16 protein-coding genes are annotated in these 19,664 nt (G+C 63.1%); 11 read left to right on the top strand and 5 right to left on the bottom strand.

The window, feature by feature from the left end:
* Positions 1 to 142 precede the first annotated feature (142 nt).
* Complete coding sequence (locus tag HMPREF1155_RS00080) at positions 143 to 868, bottom strand: FAD-binding protein (RefSeq protein WP_009076583.1); 726 nt, start codon at positions 866 to 868, stop codon at positions 143 to 145.
* A gap of 320 nt (positions 869 to 1,188) precedes the next feature.
* Here HMPREF1155_RS00080 and HMPREF1155_RS00075 point away from each other — a divergent pair, with 320 nt between their 5' ends.
* The 3 genes from HMPREF1155_RS00075 to HMPREF1155_RS00065 all read left to right on the top strand — a co-directional run bounded on the left by HMPREF1155_RS00075 (position 1,189) and on the right by HMPREF1155_RS00065 (position 5,756).
* The gene (locus tag HMPREF1155_RS00075; protein WP_039993029.1) at positions 1,189 to 1,923 is read left to right on the top strand and encodes a membrane protein; all 735 of its coding nucleotides are present in this window, start codon (positions 1,189 to 1,191) and stop codon (positions 1,921 to 1,923) included.
* Positions 1,924 to 2,006: 83 nt separating this feature from the next.
* Positions 2,007 to 2,744 carry a MerR family transcriptional regulator gene (locus tag HMPREF1155_RS00070; protein ID WP_039993027.1) on the top strand — a complete coding sequence of 246 codons (738 nt, stop codon included), beginning with the start codon at positions 2,007 to 2,009 and terminating at the stop codon, positions 2,742 to 2,744.
* Between the two features lie 465 nt (positions 2,745 to 3,209).
* Positions 3,210 to 5,756 carry a Cna B-type domain-containing protein gene (locus HMPREF1155_RS00065; protein ID WP_009075975.1) on the top strand — a complete coding sequence of 849 codons (2,547 nt, stop codon included), beginning with the start codon at positions 3,210 to 3,212 and terminating at the stop codon, positions 5,754 to 5,756.
* A gap of 207 nt (positions 5,757 to 5,963) precedes the next feature.
* Here the strand turns inward: HMPREF1155_RS00065 and HMPREF1155_RS00060 are convergent, their stop codons facing one another.
* Positions 5,964 to 7,472: a helix-turn-helix transcriptional regulator gene (locus HMPREF1155_RS00060; RefSeq protein ID WP_009076056.1), complete on the bottom strand. Its 1,509-nt coding sequence runs from the start codon at positions 7,470 to 7,472 to the stop codon at positions 5,964 to 5,966.
* A 366-nt stretch (positions 7,473 to 7,838) separates the two neighbouring features.
* Between HMPREF1155_RS00060 and HMPREF1155_RS00055 the strand changes: the two genes are divergently transcribed.
* Positions 7,839 to 9,326, top strand: coding sequence for an FAD-dependent oxidoreductase (locus HMPREF1155_RS00055; protein WP_009076501.1), 1,488 nt, complete (start codon positions 7,839 to 7,841; stop codon positions 9,324 to 9,326).
* Positions 9,327 to 10,149: 823 nt separating this feature from the next.
* Here the strand turns inward: HMPREF1155_RS00055 and HMPREF1155_RS00050 are convergent.
* Complete coding sequence (locus tag HMPREF1155_RS00050; protein ID WP_009076421.1) at positions 10,150 to 11,328, bottom strand: glycerate kinase; 1,179 nt, start codon at positions 11,326 to 11,328, stop codon at positions 10,150 to 10,152.
* Positions 11,329 to 11,542: 214 nt separating this feature from the next.
* Complete coding sequence (locus HMPREF1155_RS00045) at positions 11,543 to 12,937, bottom strand: GntP family permease (RefSeq protein ID WP_006362734.1); 1,395 nt, start codon at positions 12,935 to 12,937, stop codon at positions 11,543 to 11,545.
* A 446-nt stretch (positions 12,938 to 13,383) separates the two neighbouring features.
* Here HMPREF1155_RS00045 and HMPREF1155_RS00040 point away from each other — a divergent pair, with 446 nt between their 5' ends.
* The 7 genes from HMPREF1155_RS00040 (at position 13,384) to HMPREF1155_RS00010 (ending at position 19,439) form a co-directional block, all read left to right on the top strand.
* Complete coding sequence (locus HMPREF1155_RS00040) at positions 13,384 to 14,235, top strand: DegV family protein (RefSeq protein ID WP_009075973.1); 852 nt, start codon at positions 13,384 to 13,386, stop codon at positions 14,233 to 14,235.
* 79 nt (positions 14,236 to 14,314) lie between these two features.
* Positions 14,315 to 14,830 (top strand): MarR family winged helix-turn-helix transcriptional regulator, encoded by a 516-nt coding sequence (locus tag HMPREF1155_RS00035; RefSeq protein WP_009076150.1) that lies wholly within the window; start codon positions 14,315 to 14,317, stop codon positions 14,828 to 14,830.
* Between the two features lie 233 nt (positions 14,831 to 15,063).
* Positions 15,064 to 15,288, top strand: coding sequence for an acyl carrier protein (locus HMPREF1155_RS00030; RefSeq protein ID WP_006362729.1), 225 nt, complete (start codon positions 15,064 to 15,066; stop codon positions 15,286 to 15,288).
* A gap of 12 nt (positions 15,289 to 15,300) precedes the next feature.
* Positions 15,301 to 16,272, top strand: a complete 972-nt coding sequence (locus HMPREF1155_RS00025; RefSeq protein ID WP_009075967.1) for a nitronate monooxygenase — start codon at positions 15,301 to 15,303, stop codon at positions 16,270 to 16,272.
* A complete protein-coding gene (locus HMPREF1155_RS00020; protein ID WP_314921628.1) occupies positions 16,247 to 17,194 on the top strand; it encodes an ACP S-malonyltransferase in 948 nt (315 codons plus the stop codon). The genes HMPREF1155_RS00025 and HMPREF1155_RS00020 overlap by 26 nt, the downstream gene beginning before the upstream one ends.
* A gap of 23 nt (positions 17,195 to 17,217) precedes the next feature.
* Positions 17,218 to 18,033 (top strand): 3-oxoacyl-[acyl-carrier-protein] reductase, encoded by an 816-nt coding sequence (gene fabG / locus HMPREF1155_RS00015; protein WP_009076544.1) that lies wholly within the window; start codon positions 17,218 to 17,220, stop codon positions 18,031 to 18,033.
* A gap of 56 nt (positions 18,034 to 18,089) precedes the next feature.
* On the top strand, positions 18,090 to 19,439 hold the full coding sequence (locus tag HMPREF1155_RS00010; RefSeq protein ID WP_009075993.1) for a beta-ketoacyl synthase: 1,350 nt from the start codon (positions 18,090 to 18,092) through the stop codon (positions 19,437 to 19,439).
* Positions 19,440 to 19,443: 4 nt separating this feature from the next.
* Here HMPREF1155_RS00010 and HMPREF1155_RS09080 read toward each other — a convergent pair.
* Positions 19,444 to 19,664: hypothetical protein (locus HMPREF1155_RS09080; RefSeq protein ID WP_009075995.1), on the bottom strand; the 221-nt coding region annotated here is incomplete at its 5' end.

The following is a 19,664-nucleotide window of genomic DNA, read 5'->3' as shown; positions in this document are numbered from 1 at the left end:
ACGGCAGGAGGGAAGCCGTCGCGGCATGGAGGGGAGAAGGAGGTCATCATCAATGCGGGAGGGGACTGCCTTCCGCATCGACAGGAGTGGGAACGCCGGAAGAGGTTCGTGAGACGTCCTGTTCCAGCGCGCGTCTTCCGGCCTACTTAGCTGCCAGAGCCTTGCCGAGCACGCGGCCGAGCGTCATGGCCATGCCGAGGGTCAGACCGGAAATCGCGGTCGAGTACTGCACGGCGAAGCGACCGCCGCTGTTGTTGCCCGATGCGTACAGCCCGAGGATAGGGTTGTAGTTCTTGTCGAGCACGCGCTGGTCGTCGTCGATGACCAGCCCGTTCAGGGCAACCGTACCGAGCATGGGCTTCTCTTCGACGCTGTACATGCCGAAGAACGGAGGCTCGCTCACGTCGAGGAGCAGTTTGGGGTCGCGCTCGAAGTCCTCGTCCTCGCCCTGGGCGCAGTATGCGTTGTACTGGTCGATCGATTCCGTGACGCTCTTCTTCATGGCGTCGTCGAAGCCCATGTATCCAAGCAGCTCGTCAAGAGAGTTCGCACCCCAGGCGCACACCGTGCTGCCGTCTTCGGTTTCCGCGCCTTCGGCGCCTCGGTCGACCCAGGACTGGAAGAGCTTGTCGTAGTCGGTGGCGTCGGCGATGCCGATAGGTTGGGAGAAATGCTCAGGCGGCATCTTCGACATCATCTTCTTCCACTTGTTGTCGAAGAAGTAGAAGTAGCGGCCCGGCTTGCGACGTTCGACCTGGTCGAGCGTTCCGAAGATACCGAGGAACGCCTCGTCGGTGAAGCGCTTGCCGTTCATGTAGAGGCAGACGGCATGTCCGCCATATATACGGGCGCCTCGACTTGAATTCACGCCAGCAGCTCCTGGCGCTCGCCGAATCCATCCCCCTTAAGGAAACGGATGGGCAGGAGGGCTTCCCGGTTTCATGACCGTGCCTGCTTTTCGCCTTATGGGAAGGGATTGAGGGACGTTCGGGATTCAGGGAGCGACTGGGTTCGAGACGATGTCGTCAGGCGGTTCGAAGGCCGTGCAATCGCCTCCATACGTTGTGATTCCAACGGTCATGCGCTCGTTCTCGGAGTAAGCTTGCGCGATGTGCCGTCCTTCTTGCGAGCGCGGCAGTTCCGTCAGCTCTTTTCGCCCGCATCCGGGCAACGCATGTGGAGGTGCGCATGGTTCCCTTTGTTCCTGCCGTCGTTCCCAATATTCTGCAGGCGCTTGTCCTCGTCATCGTGTTCTCGCTCGTGCTCGCACCGTATATGAGGAAGCATGCAGGCGCGTTCTATCTCGGCTTCCTGGCATTCTCGCTCGCGAGCTTCCTGCCTGCGATGGATGCGAATCCGGCGTTCAAGACCGTCGTGGACCTGTTCGCAAGCTGCTATACGGGCGTCGCCTTCTACCTCGTCGTCATGTTCATCGGTGCATTGCCCAAGCGCTGGCAGGCCGTGCGCAGGCTTCTGGCTGCGCGTTCCGAGCTCAGCGTCATCGGCGGCATCGTCATCTGCGCGCACGTTGTCAAGGTCGTGTTCATGGTGCCTCTGTCGCTCACCTTTTATTGGGGCTATATCTGGGGCGATGCGGCGCCGTACATGCTTTTGGCCTGCACGGTGATCGGCGCGCCGCTGCTCGTCTGCTTTCTCGTGCCCTGGATCACGTCGTTCAAAGCCGTACGGAAGAAGATGAGGCCTGCAACCTGGAAGAAGGTGCAGAGGCTCGCGTATCCGTTCATGGCGCTGCTTGTCGCGCAGGGCATCCTGCTCGGGATGGGGCATGCGGTTTACGTTGGAACCGATGCCTCGGAATTTCCCACGTATGTGGCGACATCGGTGACGTATGCGGTCATGGGCATCGCGTATCTCGCGCTGAAGCTCCATATGCGCTTCTCGTCGAGTCATGCGAAAGACTGAAAAATTTTTTCGAATTCCCGGTTGACCCTGACGTTACGTCAGGGGGTATACCTGTTTCTGCAGGAAAGGACAGGAGGTTGCGCATGGGCCATTCGATCAAGGAAGTAGCGGACATCGCGAAGGTGTCCGTCCGGACGCTTCACCACTACGACCGAATCGGCCTGCTTTCGCCGCGCAAGCTCGACAACGGGTACCGCATCTACGACGATGCGGACCTCAAGACTCTGCAGAGCATCCTTTTCTACAAGTATCTAGGGTTTTCTCTGAAGGAGATCGCCGGGCTCATGCAGGGCGATATCGACAGGATATCGCTGCTCGAGCGTCAGTTGCGGCTGATCGAACAGGAGCAACGGCGCATGGAAGAGCTCGTGCGAACGCTGAAGAGAAGCATCGAAGAGGAGAAAGGCGGGCCGATCATGACCGCAGAAGAGAAGTTCAAGGGTTTGACTTGGAACGACAGCAAGGAATATGAGAACGAGGCGCGAAAGCGCTACGGAAACGACGTCATCGATGCCGGCATCGCGCGGCAGAAAGGAAAGGAAGACGAGGCGACCGATGCGTTCAACGACGTGTTCTTCGCGTTCGCGCGCAATCTGGAGCAGGGGATCGCGCCTGACGCTGCGGAGAGCATCGCCATCGCGCAGCGTCTCTTGAACGTGCTGAGGACCTATTCGTTCGATTGTTCGATCGAGGTGTTCGGGCATATCGGCAAGGGGTATGCGGCCGATCCGCGTTTCAAGGCGAATATCGACAAGTTCGGAGAGGGTACGGCGCAGTACGCGAGCGACGCCATCGCGGCCTTCGTGAAGGCGAGCGCATAGACGCTCGTCGAAGCAGAGCATGGCTTCGGACATCGGATATGCGCGGCTTCGGATGAACGAACGCGCGTCCTCAGATGGGACGAAGCATCTTCGAAGCCGGCACGTGCGTATGTCGATACGATCGACGGCCATGACTTGCAAAACGAGGCAGCCTCTGGTCGCGCAAGCTTCCAGGGGCTGCCTCGTTGTATGCCGCATCTTGAAGGAGGGGTGGATGCGGCGGGATAGGAGCGATCCATGCGTCGCAAGGCCTTTCCTCCGAAATCCTCACTCCCGCGCATAAAGCGATAAAAAGCATCGATTAAGAAGAATATATATATAGCGTACGTCCTATCTCATCTGGTATATAGAGAGCTAGCCTTAGCTACACATCGCCATACCCATCGTGTTGGCGCGTGTGCGGGGACATCGCGTATGGCGGGCGGCAGGGTACCGTCAGCGCGACGGTTCAGGGGAGAGGGATCCATGATATCCAAGAGGTTGTGCGGCTGGGCGCTCGCGCTTGCGGCGCTCGCCATCTGCATTCCCGGCGGCCTTGCGTTCGCCGACGACGCGACGAGCGTCGAAGAGATCCAGGCTGCCATCGCCGCTGCGCCCGACGGGGAGCAGACGAACGTTGCCGTCTCGGGCGATATATCCGCGGCGACGCAGGTCGTCGTGCCGTCGGGGAAGAATATCAGGCTCACGGTCGCCGGCGGGGGATCGGGTTCCCTCACCGCCGCGACGAGTTCCATCAATTACTTGGTCAAAGTCGAATCCGGTGCAACGCTTTCCATCGACGGCGGGCTCGTGCTCGATGGTGACGGCAAGGCGTATTACGTGACGAACGAAGGATCGTTCACGCTCGAGGACGGCGATCTTAAGAACGGAAAGCGCGATCACGCAAGCAACGGCGGCGGCGTGTATTCCAAGGGTGCCGATGCCACGTTCACGATGAACGGGGGAACCATTTCGAACACGACCGCGCTGTATTCCGGACAGGGTGCGGTTTGCCTGGATAAAGGCGCTGTCGGCTTCATGAACGGCGGCACGGTCGAATCCACGGCGGTGCAGAACCAGCTGTCGTCTTCGGTGCTCGTGAACGCTTCCGCGTTCACGATGGACGGCGGCACGATCACCGGCGGAAATGCAGGGCATCAGCTGCAAACCTCGGGAGGCGTCCTCGTCTTCGCATGCGAGAACAACACCGATACCGGTGTGACGTCTCGTTTCACGATGAACGGCGGCACGATATCGAATTGCAAGTCGCCCTTCGGCGGCGGCGTGTACGTGTACGGCGGCAGCCCCAACTATCGCGACTTCCGCTCGAAGGCGTACTTCACGATGAACGGCGGCACGATCACCGGCAATGAAGCCACGGGCGTCGTATCCGCGAGCGGCGATTTCATTTCCGGCGGCGGTGGCGGCGTCTACGTGGAAAACGGCAGCACGTTCGATATGAATGACGGCGTCATCTCCAACAACAAGGCCGCCGGCATGGGCGGCGGCGTCGCTGCCTTCGATAACTTCGTGACATTCTTCGGGAAGGTGCCGTACTCCAGCGCAACGGGCCAGTATTACGAAGCGATATTCAGCAAGTGGCCCGAATTCTATCCTGCCGCGTTCACGATGAACGGCGGCTCCATCGTCGGCAATAAGGCCGAAGGAGACGGTGTGGTCAACGATGGCGGGTGCGGCGGCGGCGTGTATTCCGCATCTTCCCTAGTCACGCTTAATGCCGGTCTGATCGACGGAAATACGGCCGACCGCCAGGGCGGCGGCGCATATGTCGGGTCCGTCCCGTATGTGCTCAATGCCTACGACGTCGTCGTGACGAGCAATCACGCAAGCGTCATCGGCGGCGGCGCCTGGTTCTGCCCGACGGGCAAGGCGGCCTTCTCCGTGAATAACGGCGCAGCCGTCTACGGCAACGACGCCCAAGGCGCTGCGGACGACGTGGCCGCCGTCCGCATGGCGGGCGAAGAAGCCACCACGACCATTTCCGACCGCATGCTCGGCGGCGGCGCGGCCAACTGGTATAAGGACGGCGGAATCCTCGTGCCGCACGTCTTGGGCGAGCCCGACCCCGATGCTCCGCGCTACGATCCTGCGTCGAGCAGCAACGTTCCGGTTTCCGGCATCTCAGAGAGCACCGACATCTTCGCGCTCAAGGCGACGCCGACCCCGGCGGCGATCGACCTGGCCCAGTCCAAGGCGAAGCTGACCATCACGAACAACTCGGCTGCCCGGGGCGGCGGCATCGGCTCGAACGGCGCTTCGACGCTCGGCAAAGTCAATGTCCACACCAAGAAGGTCGTCGTCAAGAAGGTTTGGGACACCTCTGCGAATCCCGATGCGGCCATTCCCGGTTCGATCAAAGTCTGGCTCTTGATCGACGGCAAACGCATCGAAAGCGTCGAGCTCACCAAGGATTCCGGATGGACGCATACCTTCGAGGGCCTTCCTCTGAATGCGGATGTCAGCATCGAGGAAGATGAGGCGGTCGAAGGCTGGACCGCGAAGGTGACGAGCGAAGAGGTGAGCGAAACCGAGATCGCTTTCACGATCACGAACACGCCCGATGCGAAGTCCACGTCGGTTTCGGTGAAGAAGGCGTGGGACGACGCCGATAACAAGGATGGATCGCGTCCGGCATCCGTCAAGGTGCAGCTCTACGCGAATGGCGAGGCATATGGGGATCCCGTCGTTTTGAACAGCGATTCGAACTGGGCATATACATGGACCGGGCTTCCTGTCATGAAAGACGGCTCAGCCGTGGAATACACCGTCGCCGAGGTCGATGTGCCGAAGGGATATAAGGCACGCATTGCGGGCAGCGCTTCGGAGGGCTTCACGATCACCAACGTGAAGGAACCGACGAAGCCGCCGGCGAAGGAGCAGCCCAAGAAGCCGCGGATTTCCAAGATTCCTGCAACGGGCGACGATCTGGGTGCGATGACGTTTGCGCTCGCAGGTGCGTCGGTTGCATCGATCGCCTGCATCGCTGCGGCTAGGAGGAAGATGCGCGGGTAAGTCCGCGCCTCGAGGACGGGTGCATTGTGCGCGATTGCGCGATGCGCAAACAGATCAGATCTGATGAGCGCGGTCGGACGCGTCGTGCATGACGCGGGCCTGCCGCGGATACGTTCGAGATTTCGGGGCCCGTTGCACGCGACGGGCCCCGGTTCTTTCGGCGGCATGCCGCTTTCAGGATAGGTTGATTGCCGGGCTGCTGTCTGGTCAGCGCATCCGAGCTTCCTGCTGCTCTATAAGGTCGATGAGTTCCTGGTTGGAATGCACGCCGAGCTTCGCATAGGCGTTCTTCGCATGCGTGCGCACGGTATTGTCCGCTATGAACAGGTGTTCGGCTATGTAGATCTTGCTGCGTCCCATCGCGATGAGCGCGGCGACCTGGGCTTCCCGCTTCGAAAGCCCGAAATGCGCGCGCAGCCATGCTTCGGTGCGCTCGAGAGAGCCATCCGACGCGTCGAGGGCATTGTCGACTGCAGGATTCCGATCCTCCTTCCGTCTGGACGGCAAAGCAGGGGAGGCCGGCACCTCGTCGTCCCACGTGAGCAGCGGACGCGTGCGCGGTATCTCGCTCGTCAGCAGCATGACCATGCTAAGCGCCAGTGCGAAGGACATGGCGCCGACGATGGCGCTCGCGGCGTAGGCGGCCGCGCCCATCGATGCCACGAAGACGAGGAGCACGCGAGCCGCATCGCGTGCAAGGACACGTGCGGCCCAGGCCAGCCCGTATATAACGTATGCATCGCGGCTCGTGTGCCGTGCGACGTCCTGAAGCGTGACCCACATGATGCCGAGCATGAGCGTATCGGCCGCGTTGATGACCGCGACGGCGAGCGGAAGGGCGTCGTCGGGGAAAAGCGACAGCGCCAACGTGCCGAACGCGACCAAGGTGATTTCGATGCGCCAGAGAAACGAGAATCCGAGCCGCCGATTCTTCACGAGCGACCACCAGATGATGAAGAGGCTGACGGCGATGACGCCGAGCTGATGGACCATACGTTCGGGGACGTCCAGCTGCACGGGCTGGCCGAGGGGAAAACCTCGGGCGACGCCGAGGGCGAAGCCGAATGCGGCGAGCCCTCCGACGATGATGAGCGCCGTCGAAATCGGCTCGGCGTCGAAGACGGGTTTCGGCTCCGGCGGGGTTCCGATGTCGATGCGCACGGCGCGCTGGTGGCAGAGGAGCGAAAGGGCGGGCATGAGCATGCCTGCGGCAAGCATCGTGGTGACGGGCGCGAAGCTCAAGACGAGTCCGCCGAACGATCCCAGAGCAAGCGAGAGAAAGGCGTAGAGAATGCAACGTCTCAGGTCGAGCCTGATGTAGGCTTCGATCCACATGGCGCCTCCGAGTGCTCCGCCGATGCCGGCGAGGATGCAGGCGGCCAGGAGGATACCCATGTTCGAAGAGGACGAGCCCAGAAGGATGAGGATCGATCCTACCGTCATGAGGAAGGTTCCCGCGAACGAGACGGCGCGCCGTGCTCCCGGCGTCGCAGGATGCTTCAAGGCGATAAGCGCGCCGATGAGCATGGCAAGGCCGTAGAACAGTTGATTGACGATCGTGAGCGTGCCTGCATCGCTTTGCGCGTATGCGCCGAAGAACGTGCATTGCATCCAGACGCGCGTCGCGGCAAGGCCGAGGAACGGTGCGAAAAACGGCGTCGCCCACGGCGCCTTCCATGCATGCGCCCGGTTCCGCGCATCGATATCGTCGGTCATGCATCCCCCTCTTCCACGCATCGTCAGATTGTACGATTCGCACCCGTGCTGCGTCCATCGCTTCACACCTTTAGTGTGAGCTTTACGGAAATCGCTGGTTATTCACACCTTTAGTGGCTTTCTCAGTATGCGTGCGGGGCCATAGGATGCCTTCAGGCAACGCGCGTCGCGCGCACTCGGCTCAGCGGCTGTTGGAACCTTCGATGTCACCTTCGGCACCTCGGCTGCGCCTGCGCGATCGGATCCGGTCGAGTGCGGGTCGGCCCGGTCAAGTCGAGGCATCAGCGTCTCGCCATGCGCTGCGCGTGCGGTTCAGCAAGAAGACGGGGTCGCTCGTGCGGCCCGACCGAAAGGGGAGGTTCGAAGATGGCAGGAGAGGGCATGACGATATCGCGTCGCCGGTTCGCGGGTCTTATGGCAGGAAGCATGGCGGTCGCTGCCATGGGCGGACTCTTCGGATGCGCGCCCGAATCCGCAGCGACGTCCGAGGCGAAGAAGAGCTTCGACTACGATGTCGTCGTGCTCGGCGGCGGCGGGGCGGGCATGTCCGCAGCCGGCAAGGCGGCCGAGGCGGGCGCGAAGACCATCCTGCTCGAGAAGAAGGACTGGCTTGCCGGGTCGAGTTCCATCTGCCTCGGCGGCTTCTATGGCGCGAACAGCGTCATTCAAAGGAATTACGGCATCACCGACGACACGCCCGAATCGCTCCTCGAGTACTTCATGAGGCGCAACGGCGACAAGCTCGATTACGACGTCCAGGAATTCTGCGCCTATCACTTCGGCGAGACCATCGATTGGCTTGCCGAGGACCTGAACGTTCCCTTTCAGGAAAAGCCGTTGCTCAAGGGTTCCGATACCGTTCCGCGTCAGGCGCGCTGCCTGAACAGCGGCATGGATGCGCTGTCCGCCGTGCATGAATGGGCGCTGGATCAGGGTGCCGAGGTGAAATACGGTATTGCCGGCGAATCCCTTATCGTCGAAGACGACGGCTCGGTTTCCGGCGTCATCGCGCGCACGAACATCGGGGAGGCCATCCGCTATAACGCGAAGAGCGTCATCGTCGCGACCGGCGGGTTCTGCCGCAACCACGAGATGATTTCCGAATACATGCCCGATTTCGCCTCTATCTCGACAGAGGTCGGCGTCGGCAGCACGGGCGAGGGTCTGAGGATGGGTCTGGATATCGGTGCGGACTACATCGGCCACGGCGGCGTGAACGGAATTCTGTGGTGCCCCGCGGCGGCGGGCCAATCGAAGCTCATCGACAAGAAGGCCCTATGGGTCGCACCCGACGGCAAACGCTTCGAGAACGAGGCCGGGCAAACGCACGACATCTTCTACAAGGTCGCGAAGTTCGACGGCACGAAGTTCTATGCGGTCTACGACCAGGCCATGGTCGACAAGCTGGAAGGCGTGCCTGCGAACGATTTCAAGATCGGCATGGAGAAGGGCATGTTCGCCCAAGGCGACACCGTCGCCGAAGCGGCGGAGAAGCTCGGTCTCGATGGCGCCGCGGTCCAGGCGACTCTCGACGCCTACAACGCCATGGCCGAGGCCGGCGAAGACACCGAGTTCGGCAAGAAGGCCGAGAATCTCCTGCCCATCACGCAGGCTCCGTTCTACGTCCTCACGATGAGCGTGACGAGCCACGGCAGCTTCGGCGGCTATCGCGTGAATACCGACTTTCAGGTTCTCGATACCGACGGCGTGCCCATTCCGAACCTGTATTCAGCGGGCGAAGTCTGCTCCGGCACCTTCATCTATGACGAGTATCCCGCGGGCGGATGCGGTCTTAACTGGGCGTATACATCCGGTCGCTTCTCCGGCGAGAACGCTGCGAAGGCGGCGGTCTGATCTATACGCCGGCAGCCCCGGTTCATATGCCGGCCGTCTTTCGGCCGTCTACGGTTTGGCCGATGGCATGCCTCATGGGCACGGAAGATGCACGGAGATCTTTCGGCCGCCTACGGCTGGGCCGGTGCGTCGGGGGTCCATAATGCGTGCGTCGTTCGGCGGCGTGCTGGATCGTGCGGAGGGGTTGAGGCGGACGGTTTCGGGATGTAAGCGGCCGGCGGCTTCCGAGTGTCGCTTTGAGGGAGTTGCCGGCTCAAGCATCTCGACGGAATATAGTCGGGAAACGCGACGTGGGCGGTGTCTGCCGTTTTGTCGCTTCGTCCCTCGTATTGCCAGAAAATCGGTGCTTAGTGGCATTTTGCATGTCATTGTTGCGATGTGTTTTGCGAACTGATGTTGCCGCATGACAGCGAACTGGTGTTTCGATATTGAGGCGATGAGCGCGGAAGCCAATTGGATTTCCCGGTCGCTTCGGATACCCCCTAAGCTTAATTATTTTGACAGTTGCGCGAGAAAGAGATGCGATTTTTCGCAAAGCACCGAGTTTTTGACAGATGCAGCGAGACCTTCAAGTCGGTCTTCAACGAAAGATGCGGTCAATGACTCAAGCAGGACATGAACCAGGGAACGCTCGATCGAACGTATGATTTCCCGAATGCAGGCTCCGTCTAAGTGCGATGTCGCATGCACGCCGTTTCTACACCGCCGATGCATATCCCCGTTTGACGCACATTCCCCGTCCTGGCGACATTGCACACGTCCATCCGCTGTCTAGATGCAGGTGCGCGACCCCGCATGATGCGCCGCCGCGCACCTGCCGTTCCTATAGATGGATTCGAGCGGGAATCTCGGCCTCGGGCGTCTGGGCGAGCAGCTCGGTGAGAAGCCCCATCGTGTGCGCGAGGTTCGAGCGCGGGTGGCGCAGGCAAAACTCAAGCGGCATGCCCGTGCGGTTGATGCAGCACAGATGCGCGATGCCGAGCTCCTGCGCGGCGGGGACCACGGTGTCGTCGATGACGCCCGCCACGGCGACGAGCGGCTTGTTCGCCGCCTTGCAGCGTCCGGCAACGCCGACGACGACCTTGCCGTGCAGAGACTGCCCGTCGAAGCACCCTTCGCCGGAAAATACCAGGTCCGCTTCTTGAACAAGTTCGTCGAACCGAGCGGTGTCGAGCACCGTCTGGATGCCCATCTGCAAGGGTGATCCGAAGAACGCCGCCATGCCCGCGCCCATGCCGCCCGCCGCGCCCCCGCCGGGAAGTTCTACGACGTCGATTCCCAGATCGCGCTTGAACAGCTCTTCAAGATGGGCGAGCCCCGCGTCGAGCATGTCGACCTGCGCGGGGCTCGCGCCCTTCTGCGGAGCGAAGATCGCCGCGGCGCCCGTCGGCCCGCATAGCGGATTGTCGATGTCGCACATCGTGACGATGGGAATCTCGCGCACGCGCTCGTCAAGCCCCGTCGTATCGATGCGCGCGATGTCCGCGAGCGTTCCGCCGACCGGAACGAACGTCTCGCCGTCCTCGTTGAGGAACCGCACGCCGCAGGCTGCGGCCATGCCGCAGGCGCCGTCGTTGGTGGCGCTCCCGCCCAGTCCCATGATGACACGGGTCGCACCTGCGTCGATGGCGTCCACGAGCAGCTCTCCCACGCCGTAGGTGGTGGTCGCTTCGACGCGGCGGTCATCTCCGACGAGCGGCAGGCCGGCCGCGGCGGCCATCTCTATGACCGCCGTGCCGTCTTCGAGAAGCCCGTAATATCCCTCGATTCGCTCTCCGTACGGACCGGAGCAGACACAGGTGCGCTTGATGCCCGGCATGGCGGCGAGGAACGCGTCGACCGATCCTTCGCCGCCATCCGCTACGGGGATGCTTTTGATCTTCGCCTCGGGAAAGCGCTCGTGCAGCGTCTCCTCCATGATGCGGCAGACGTCGATCGCGCTCATCGTGCCTTTGAACGAATCGGGAACGATGAGAAAGCTCTTGTAGTCGGTAGTGTGCATGCCTGACCTCGTGCGATTCCTATCCTAGAGGGTGAGTCCGTGACAATCGAATGCGAGAACCCGTGCGAATCCGTACGGTTCGAACGATCCGCGCCGCGCAGCATCGAGATTCGGATGCTCGAGTCCGATACGGCGGCCGGCGTGGACGGCGACAGCCGTATGGCGCGTGTGGCCCACATGAGCCGCGCGGCCTGCATGGCGCGCGGCCCGAACGCTAGATGCCGAAAACGAGGGAAAGAACGAATACACCGATGATGCCGGCGACGCCCATGAGTCCCGTGACCGCGGACTGCGTCTTGTAGCCTTGCTCAGGCTCCATGCCGCCGAAGCTCGTGACGACCCAGAAATAGGAGTCGTTCGCGTGCGAGACCGTCATGGCGCCGCAACCGATGGCGGCGACGACGAGCGCGGCACCGACCGGGGTGGTGTAGCCGAGGGTCGCCATCAAGGGGCCGAGGATGCCGGCGGTCGTCGTGATGGCGACGGTGGAAGAACCTTGGGCGGTCTTCAGGATGGCGGCCAGCAGGAACGGGAAGAAGATGCCGAGCGCATCGAACGCGTTGGCGTGGTCGCTGATGAACTGGACCATATCGGTGCTTGCGATGACCTTGCCCAGCACGCCGCCGGCAGCGGTGATGAACAGGATGGGACCGACCGTCTTGAGCGTATCCTGAACCAGATCGTAGAATGAATCGAGCTTATGCATCTGGGAAAGCGTGAGCACGGCGAAGACGACGCCGATGGACAGGGCGATGATCGGCGTGCCGAAGAACGTGCAGAGGCTCTTGAGCATGCCGGTCCAGCCGGCCATGTTGGCGATCGAGCCCAGGGCCATGAGCAGGATGGGGACGATGATCGGGGCCAGCGTGGAAAGGCCGCTCGGAAGCTTGCCGACCTCCTTCATGATCTGCTCGTACAGCTCATGCGCGAGCTCGGGGTCGGTCTCGTCCTTGGCTTTCACGCGCGCGCCGATATAGCGTGCGTAGGCGATTCCCGCGATGAGCGGGAGGATCGACACGAGGATGCCGATGCCGATGACCAGCAGCAGGTTGTCCTCAAGGCCGAGGGCACCTGCCGCGGCGATGGGGCCGGGCGTGGGCGGAACCAGATTATGAGAGATGAACAGGCCTGCCGAAAGCGCGACCGTGAGCATGACGCTCGATGCGGCGGTGCGCTGGACGATGGCCTTGCGGATGGGGTTCAGGATGACGAAGCCCGAGTCGCAGAACACGGGGATGGACACGACCCAGCCCATGATCGCCATCGCGATCTCGGGGTGCTTCTCGCCCACGAGCTTGATGACCATGTCGGCGAGCTTGAACGCGCCGCCCGTCGCCTCGAGGATGGCGCCGACGAGCGCGCCCAGGATGATGACGATGCCGATGCTTGTGAAGGTTCCGGAGAAGCCCTGCCCGATAACCGTGGCGATGCCGTTGATGGCGGTGCCGTCTTCGGCGGTGGCGTTGACGAGCGGGATGCCTCCCACGAGGCCGAGCGCCAGCGATACCAGCATGATCGAGATGAATGGGTGGATCTTAAGCTTCGAAATCATCACGATCATCAATACGATCGCGCAGACGAACGCGATGATGAGCGGTATACCTGTCATGGATCCAGCCTCCTTTTGGCGAAAAAACGGACGGACACATAGTATTTCAAGTGCGTTTCCCTGACGACCGTCGAAATCGCCGAATCGAGCGATTCGGCGAACGGTGTAAGGCTTTCTTCGCCATTCCCGCACGCCCGTGCTCCAGCCGCATCGGATTACGCTACGGTTCTGGCAGAGTTCGTCATCCCGCACGCGTGCGCTCCAAGGAACGTCCATATTCACGAATCCTTCGCTTGCGCGATTCTCGTTCGATGCTAGTATTCCTAATTGTTTAGACAGTCTAAATATTTAATAATCAAATAAAAATGATTGCGCGATGCGGCTATCGGGATCGGTTGCAAACGAGTCCGGCGAAGCGCATCGATCCGGCGAATACGGTGCAACCCCGATGGGGGCGCCGGAAACACCGCTTCGAATGCATCGCAGATACGTAAGAAAGAGGCTCTATGGGCTTTGCCATCATGAGCGATTCGACCGTCGACTGGACGCTGGAAGAATGCGTCGCACGCCAGGTGGTCCTCGCTCCTTTGAACATCGAGATCGATGGGGAGGTGCTGCGCGACCAGACCGAGATCTCCACCGAGGATTTCTACGACCGCATGCTCGCCGCCGAGCATCTGCCCAAGACGTCCCAGCCTTCGCCCCATGAGTTCGCGGAAGCGTTCGGTACGCTGGCAAAGGAGGGGTACGGTCGGGTCGTCGTGCTCACCATCGCGAGCGTGCTCTCGGGAACGTACCAGTCCGCGTGTCTGGCCGCCGCGGATGCCGGCATCGAGGTGCGCGTCGTCGACACGCATAGCGCAAGCGCGGGCATGGGGCTCGTGCTCCGTCGCGCCTGCGACCTGCGTGATTCGGGGGCATCCTTCGACGAGGTCTGCGCGGAGATCGAACGAACCATCGGGAACGTGCGGTTCTTCATCGCCTGCGATCAGCTGAACAACCTGATCAAGGGCGGACGTCTGTCCGAGGGCGACGCTTTCGCGGCATCCCTTCTCAATGTGAAGCCCGTCTTCGCGTTCGACGAGGTCGGCGCCCTTAAGCCCCACGATAAGGCCAAGGGCATGAAGGGGGTGGTCAAGGGTTACGTCGATCTCATCGCCGAACGCACGCGCTCGGAAGGCACGCAGATCGTGCGCTTCTGCCATACGCGCAATCCCGACGGAGTGGAACGCGTGAGACGGGAGCTCGCGGATGCAGGCATCGCCTTCGTGGATGCGGGCTGCGCCTCGTGCGGCGCGACCGTGGCGACGCACCTCGGCATCGGGGCTCTGGGCGTCGGTGTATGCAAAGCCTGGTAGAATGACCGTCCGTGCATTTCCCGCTTTGCGGGCGCAACGGGCGCGCGCAGCGACGTCGATCGGAAGGGCTGGCAACGAGATGGAACCACGTACGGCTGAGCAGGAGCATCGAGCGCTTGTCAATGATCTTCTCACCTCGACCTTCAATTCCATCATGAGCATCGAGGAACGTTCGATCGAGCTTCGGCTGACGGCGGGTCTCACGATGTCCGAGCTGCATACCCTCGTTGCGGTCGGCATGTACGACAAGACGCCCGTGACCGTGGTCGCCCAGCGCCTGAGCGTGACGGCGGCGACCGTCACCGCAGCCGTGAACAGGCTGGTGCGCAAGGGATACGTCGAGCGCGTTCCGAGCCAGGAGGATCGTCGCAAGGTGCTGCTGCACCTCACGAAGAGCGGTCGCAAGGCCGTGCGCGCGCACGATCTGTTCCATGCGCGGATGATCGATTCCATTCTCGACGGCATGGATGCCGACGAGGAGGCCGCGCTTCTGCGCTCGGTTCGCCGCATCAAGGAATTCTTCGACAAGGAGAACGAGATGCTGCGCACCGCTCCGGCAGCGCACCGCGTCGATGCTGCGGACGTCGCCTGCTAGCGTTTCGCCCATGAAGGACGTGCGCCGTCCGATGCGTGTCTTCGAAACCCGCGCCGCTTGGCGCGTTGCCCGGCCCCAGCGTTCTGCACGACCTCGTTTCCGCTCCCCATAGAGCTGCAGCACCGAACTGCAGCACCGAAACCGCATCCATTCACCGCCCGGCCGCAGCCTGAATCCCGCCGTGCGCCGAGGCTTGGATGCGCATGTCTTCAAAATCATGAAAGGAGGCCTTCATGGCCACTCTCGACACTCTCAAGACCGTTTTCAGCGACACCCTCGACATCGATCCCGAGAAGGTGACCGAAGATGCCACGCTCGATGCGCTCGGCATCGATTCCCTGGACATGACTGAGGTCGTCTGCGCCATCGAAGACGAGCTCGGCATCGAGTTCGGCGAGCCTGACGGCATCGATACGGTCGGCCAGCTGGTCGGCTACATCGACGGCTTGAACGCGTAGGAGGCTCATGCGATGCGTACGCGCGTGACCGAGCTTCTCGGCATCGAACGACCGATCGTCCAAGGAGCCATGGCCCGTATCGCCGACGCCCGCTTGGCCGCGGCGGTCAGCAACGCGGGCGGGCTCGGCATCATCGCCTGCGGCGGCGCGCCTCTCGATTGGGTGCGTGCGCAGATCGAGCTCGCGCGGACCCTGACCAAGCGTCCTTTCGGCGTGAACGTGATGCTCATGGATCCGCATGCCGACGACGTGGCGCGCCTGGTCTGCGACATGGAGGTTCCCGTGGTCACGACGGGCGCCGGCAGCCCGTCTGCCTATATGGGCATGTGGCACGAGGCCGGCATCAAAGTGATTCCCGTGGTGGCCTCGTGCGCGCTCGCGCGGCGCATGGAGCGTCTGGGCGCCGATGCCGTCGTGGCCGAAGGCTGCGAGGCCGGCGGGCATATCGGCGAGCTTACGACCATGGTGCTCACGCCTGCGGTTTGCGAGGCCGTATCCATTCCCGTCATCGCGGCGGGCGGCATCGCGGACGGCCGCGGCATGGTCGCCGCCTTCGCGCTCGGAGCCGAAGGGGTGCAGGTCGCGACCCGGTTCCTCTGCGCCGAGGAATGCCTCGTCGCAGATGCCTACAAGGACCGCGTCCTCGCGGCGAAGGATTCGGACACGATCGTGACCGGTCGCGGGGGAGGCCATCCCGTGCGCCAGCTCAAGAACCGGTGGGCGCGCGAGGTGCGTGCGCTCGAGCTCGATCGCGCTGCGACCGATGCCGACGTCGAGCTTCGCCTCGCGGGATCGCTCAAGCGCGCCGTGGACGGCGATGTCGACGATGGATCGATGATGGCTGGGCAGTCGGCCTGTCTGGTGAAGGCGCGGCAGAGCGCCGCGGCGATCATGGATGACCTGATGGCAGGATGCGAAGCATGGGGTGCGTGCGCGCTCGGCATCCGTCTGGAACGCAATGCGACGCGCTCGTGGCGCGGATAGGGGGCGGCGAGAAGTGGCAGCGATCATGTGTTCGGGCCAAGGGGCCCAGAAGCCGGGCATGGGAACCGACTTGCTCGACGAGCCCGAAGTGAAGGAGGCTTTCGCCTGCGCCTCCGACGCGTTCGGCCTCGACCTCGCGGCCGTCGTGCAGAGCGACGACGCCGCACGCATCGACGAGGCGCGCGCATCACAGGCGGCGACCGTCGCCCTGTCCGTCGGCGTCGGACGCGTCCTTATGGCGCGCGGGCTCGACGTCGCAGGCGCCATCGGATTCTCGCTCGGCCAGATAAGTGCGCTTTGCCTTGCGGATGCGCTGTCGCTTGAGCAGACGTTCTCTCTCTTGAAAGTGCGCGCGGATGCCATGGCGCGCGCATGCGCGGCGCAGCCGGGCGCCATGCTCGCGCTTCTCGGTGCCGACGAACAGGCGGTTCGTGCCCTCTGCGCCGCCTGCGCGGAAGACGGCGTGCTCGTGCCTGCCAACTACAACTGTCCGGGCCAGATCGTCGTTTCGGGCGACGTGGCGGCCATAGGCCGGGCCGAGGCGCGGGCGCGGGAGTTCGGCATGCGTGCGCGGCGGCTCAATACCGCGGGCGCCTTTCACAGCCCGCTTATGGCTCAGGCGGCCGATGAGCTGCGCGCCTGGTGCGAGAAAACGTCCTTCGCCGAGCCGCGCTTCCCCGTCATATGCAACACCGATGCGACCCCTTTCGTCGTCGGCGAGGCGGCCGACCGGCTTTCCCGCCATCTGGTCTCTCCGGTGCGCTTCGACGACGGCATCCGCACGCTCAGAGCGCGCGGCCAGACGCGCTTTATCGAGGCAGGCTTCGGCGGTGTGTTGTTCAACCTGGTGAAACGTATAGATGCGACGCTCATGCGCGAACGCATAGGCACGCGGGACGAACTCGACGCCTTCGTGGCGTGAGCGACGCGAGGAAGGAAGCATCCATGGAAGAGACGCTGAATGTCCGCTCGACCCTTGCAGACGCGCCCGCCGCATCGCGCGGTCACGGCGAAACGTCGGGCGCGACGGCTCTCGTCACCGGCGGCAGTCGCGGCATCGGAGCGGCGATCGCCCATGCGTTGGCGCGAACGGGCATGAACGTCGCCGTCAATCATTCGGGGGCTTCGAGCGCCGCGGCCGCCCGGACGCTCTGCGACGAGCTCGAAGGCGCGTACGGCATTTCGGCCGAGCCTTTCGCTGCCGATGTGGCGGGCTTCGATGAGGCGCGCGAGCTCGTCGAGGCCGTGCGCGCCCGTTTCGGACGCCTTGACGTCCTGGTCAACAACGCCGGCATCACGCGCGATGGTTTGATCATGCGCATGAAGGAGGATGATTTCGACCGCGTGGTCGACGTCAATCTCAAAGGCGCGTTCAACTGCATGCGCCATGCGGCGCCGATCATGGCACGTCAACGTTCGGGGCGCATCGTCAACGTGTCGAGCGTCGTGGGGATTGCGGGAAACGCCGGGCAGATCAACTACGCCGCGTCCAAAGCCGGCGTCATCGGCATGACGAAAAGCCTGGCCAAAGAGCTGGGAAGCCGTCATGTGACGGTGAACGCGGTCGCTCCGGGATTCATCGAGACCGACATGACGGCGCATCTGGGCGAGAAGATCCGCGAAAGCGCGGTCTCGCGCATCGCGCTCGGCTCGTTCGGCCGTCCCGAGGATGTCGCGGCCGCGGTCGCCTTCCTTGCAAGCGAGGCGGCGGGATACATAACCGGCCAGGTCATTCGTGTGGATGGCGGCATGGCAGTCTAACGTTTCCATCGAACGTTTCCATCGAACGTCCTTCTTTGAGAGAAAGAGAATCGCCCATGAGCGAAACGAACATTCCCGCCTCCGAGGCGCCGAACGCCGCAAGCGGCGCCGAGATCATGGCCCGTGCGCGGCGCGACCAGGAATCCATCGCGCGCCATCTGACGAATCCCCGTCGCGTGGTCGTGACCGGTATGGGAGCCGTCTCTCCTGCAGGATTCGGCGTCGATGCCCTTTGGGATCGCGTGATGTCGGGCGAAACCGCCATCACCGCGCTTCCGGGCGATATGGCCGAGGAATACCGTGTCGCCGTCGCCGGGCGCATCCCCGGCTACGACCCGATCGAGGCGGGATTTTCCAAGAAGGAGGCGCGCCGGCTCGCGCCCTTCGTCCAGTATGCGATCATCGCCGCGGACGAGGCCATGGCGGCATCGGGGATCGACCTCGAGGCCGAGGACCTGACGCGCTTCGCCTGCACGTTCGGCAGCGGCATCGGCGGCCTGCATATCTTCCAAGAGCAGTCGGCCGTGCTTGCCGAACAGGGTGCACGCAAGGTGAACCCCCTGTTCATCCCCATTATGATCGAGAATATGGCCGCCGGGCACCTGTCCATCCGCTACGGCCTGCGCGGTTCCTGCACATCCACGGTGACGGCGTGCGCGACCGGCACCCATAACATAGGCGACGCGTTTCGCCTGATCCAGTCCGGTCGCGCCGACATGGTCCTGGCAGGCGGTTCCGAGGAATCCATCGCGCCGATGGCGCTTGCGGGCTTCATGAACCTCGGGGCCATCACCAAGGAGACCGACCCGCGCATCGCTTCGCGTCCCTTCGATGCGAACCGCTCGGGCTTCGTGCCCGGCGAAGGCGCCGGTGCCCTGGTCCTCGAAGACCTCGATCATGCCCGCGCGCGCGGGGCGCGGATCGTCTGCGAGGTCACGGGCTTCGGTTCGACGGGCGATGCCCACCACATGACGGCTCCCGACCCTTCGGGCGAAGGCGTTGCCCGTTCGATGGCCCAGGCGCTCGCCGAGGGCGGGTTCGGCATCGAGGATCTAGGTCATCTGAACGCGCACGGCACGTCGACCCATGCGAACGATCTGACCGAGGCGACGGCGCTCTGCCTGCTGGCGGGCGATCGCGCGTCCGAGATCCCCGTCATGTCGGTCAAGGGCGCGCTGGGGCATATGCTCGGTGGCACGGGCGCCGTCGAAGCCGTCGTCATGGCGTGCGCGCTCGAGCACGACGTCGTGCCGCCGACGGCCGGCTTTTGCGACGCCGACCCCGCATGTCCTGTGCGCGTGTCGAATGCGCCGGTCACGGGCTATCGCCAAAAGGTCGCGCTTTCGAATTCGCTCGGCTTCGGCGGGCATAACGCCACCTTGGCCCTGTCTCCGTACGTTGCATGACCGGTCAAGGAGGCCTATCGATGGAAGAGAACCGCTTGAGAGATGAAATGCCGGATCGGGAGGCGAAGGGTGCGCCCTCCGAATCCTCGGTGCGCGTCGAGGCTCGCGAACGCACCGCGTCTCGAGAGTCCGGCTCGGAACCCGCTTCGGAACCCGCTTCGGAACCCGCTTCGGAACCCGCTTCGGAACCCGCTTCGGAACCCGCTTCGGAACCCGCTTCGGAAC

The sequence above is a fragment of the Slackia sp. CM382 genome (assembly GCF_000293015.1).
Classification (GTDB): domain Bacteria; phylum Actinomycetota; class Coriobacteriia; order Coriobacteriales; family Eggerthellaceae; genus Slackia; species Slackia exigua.
Note: the sequence above shows the minus strand (reverse complement) of the source record. Positions and strands in the feature narration are given on the sequence as shown.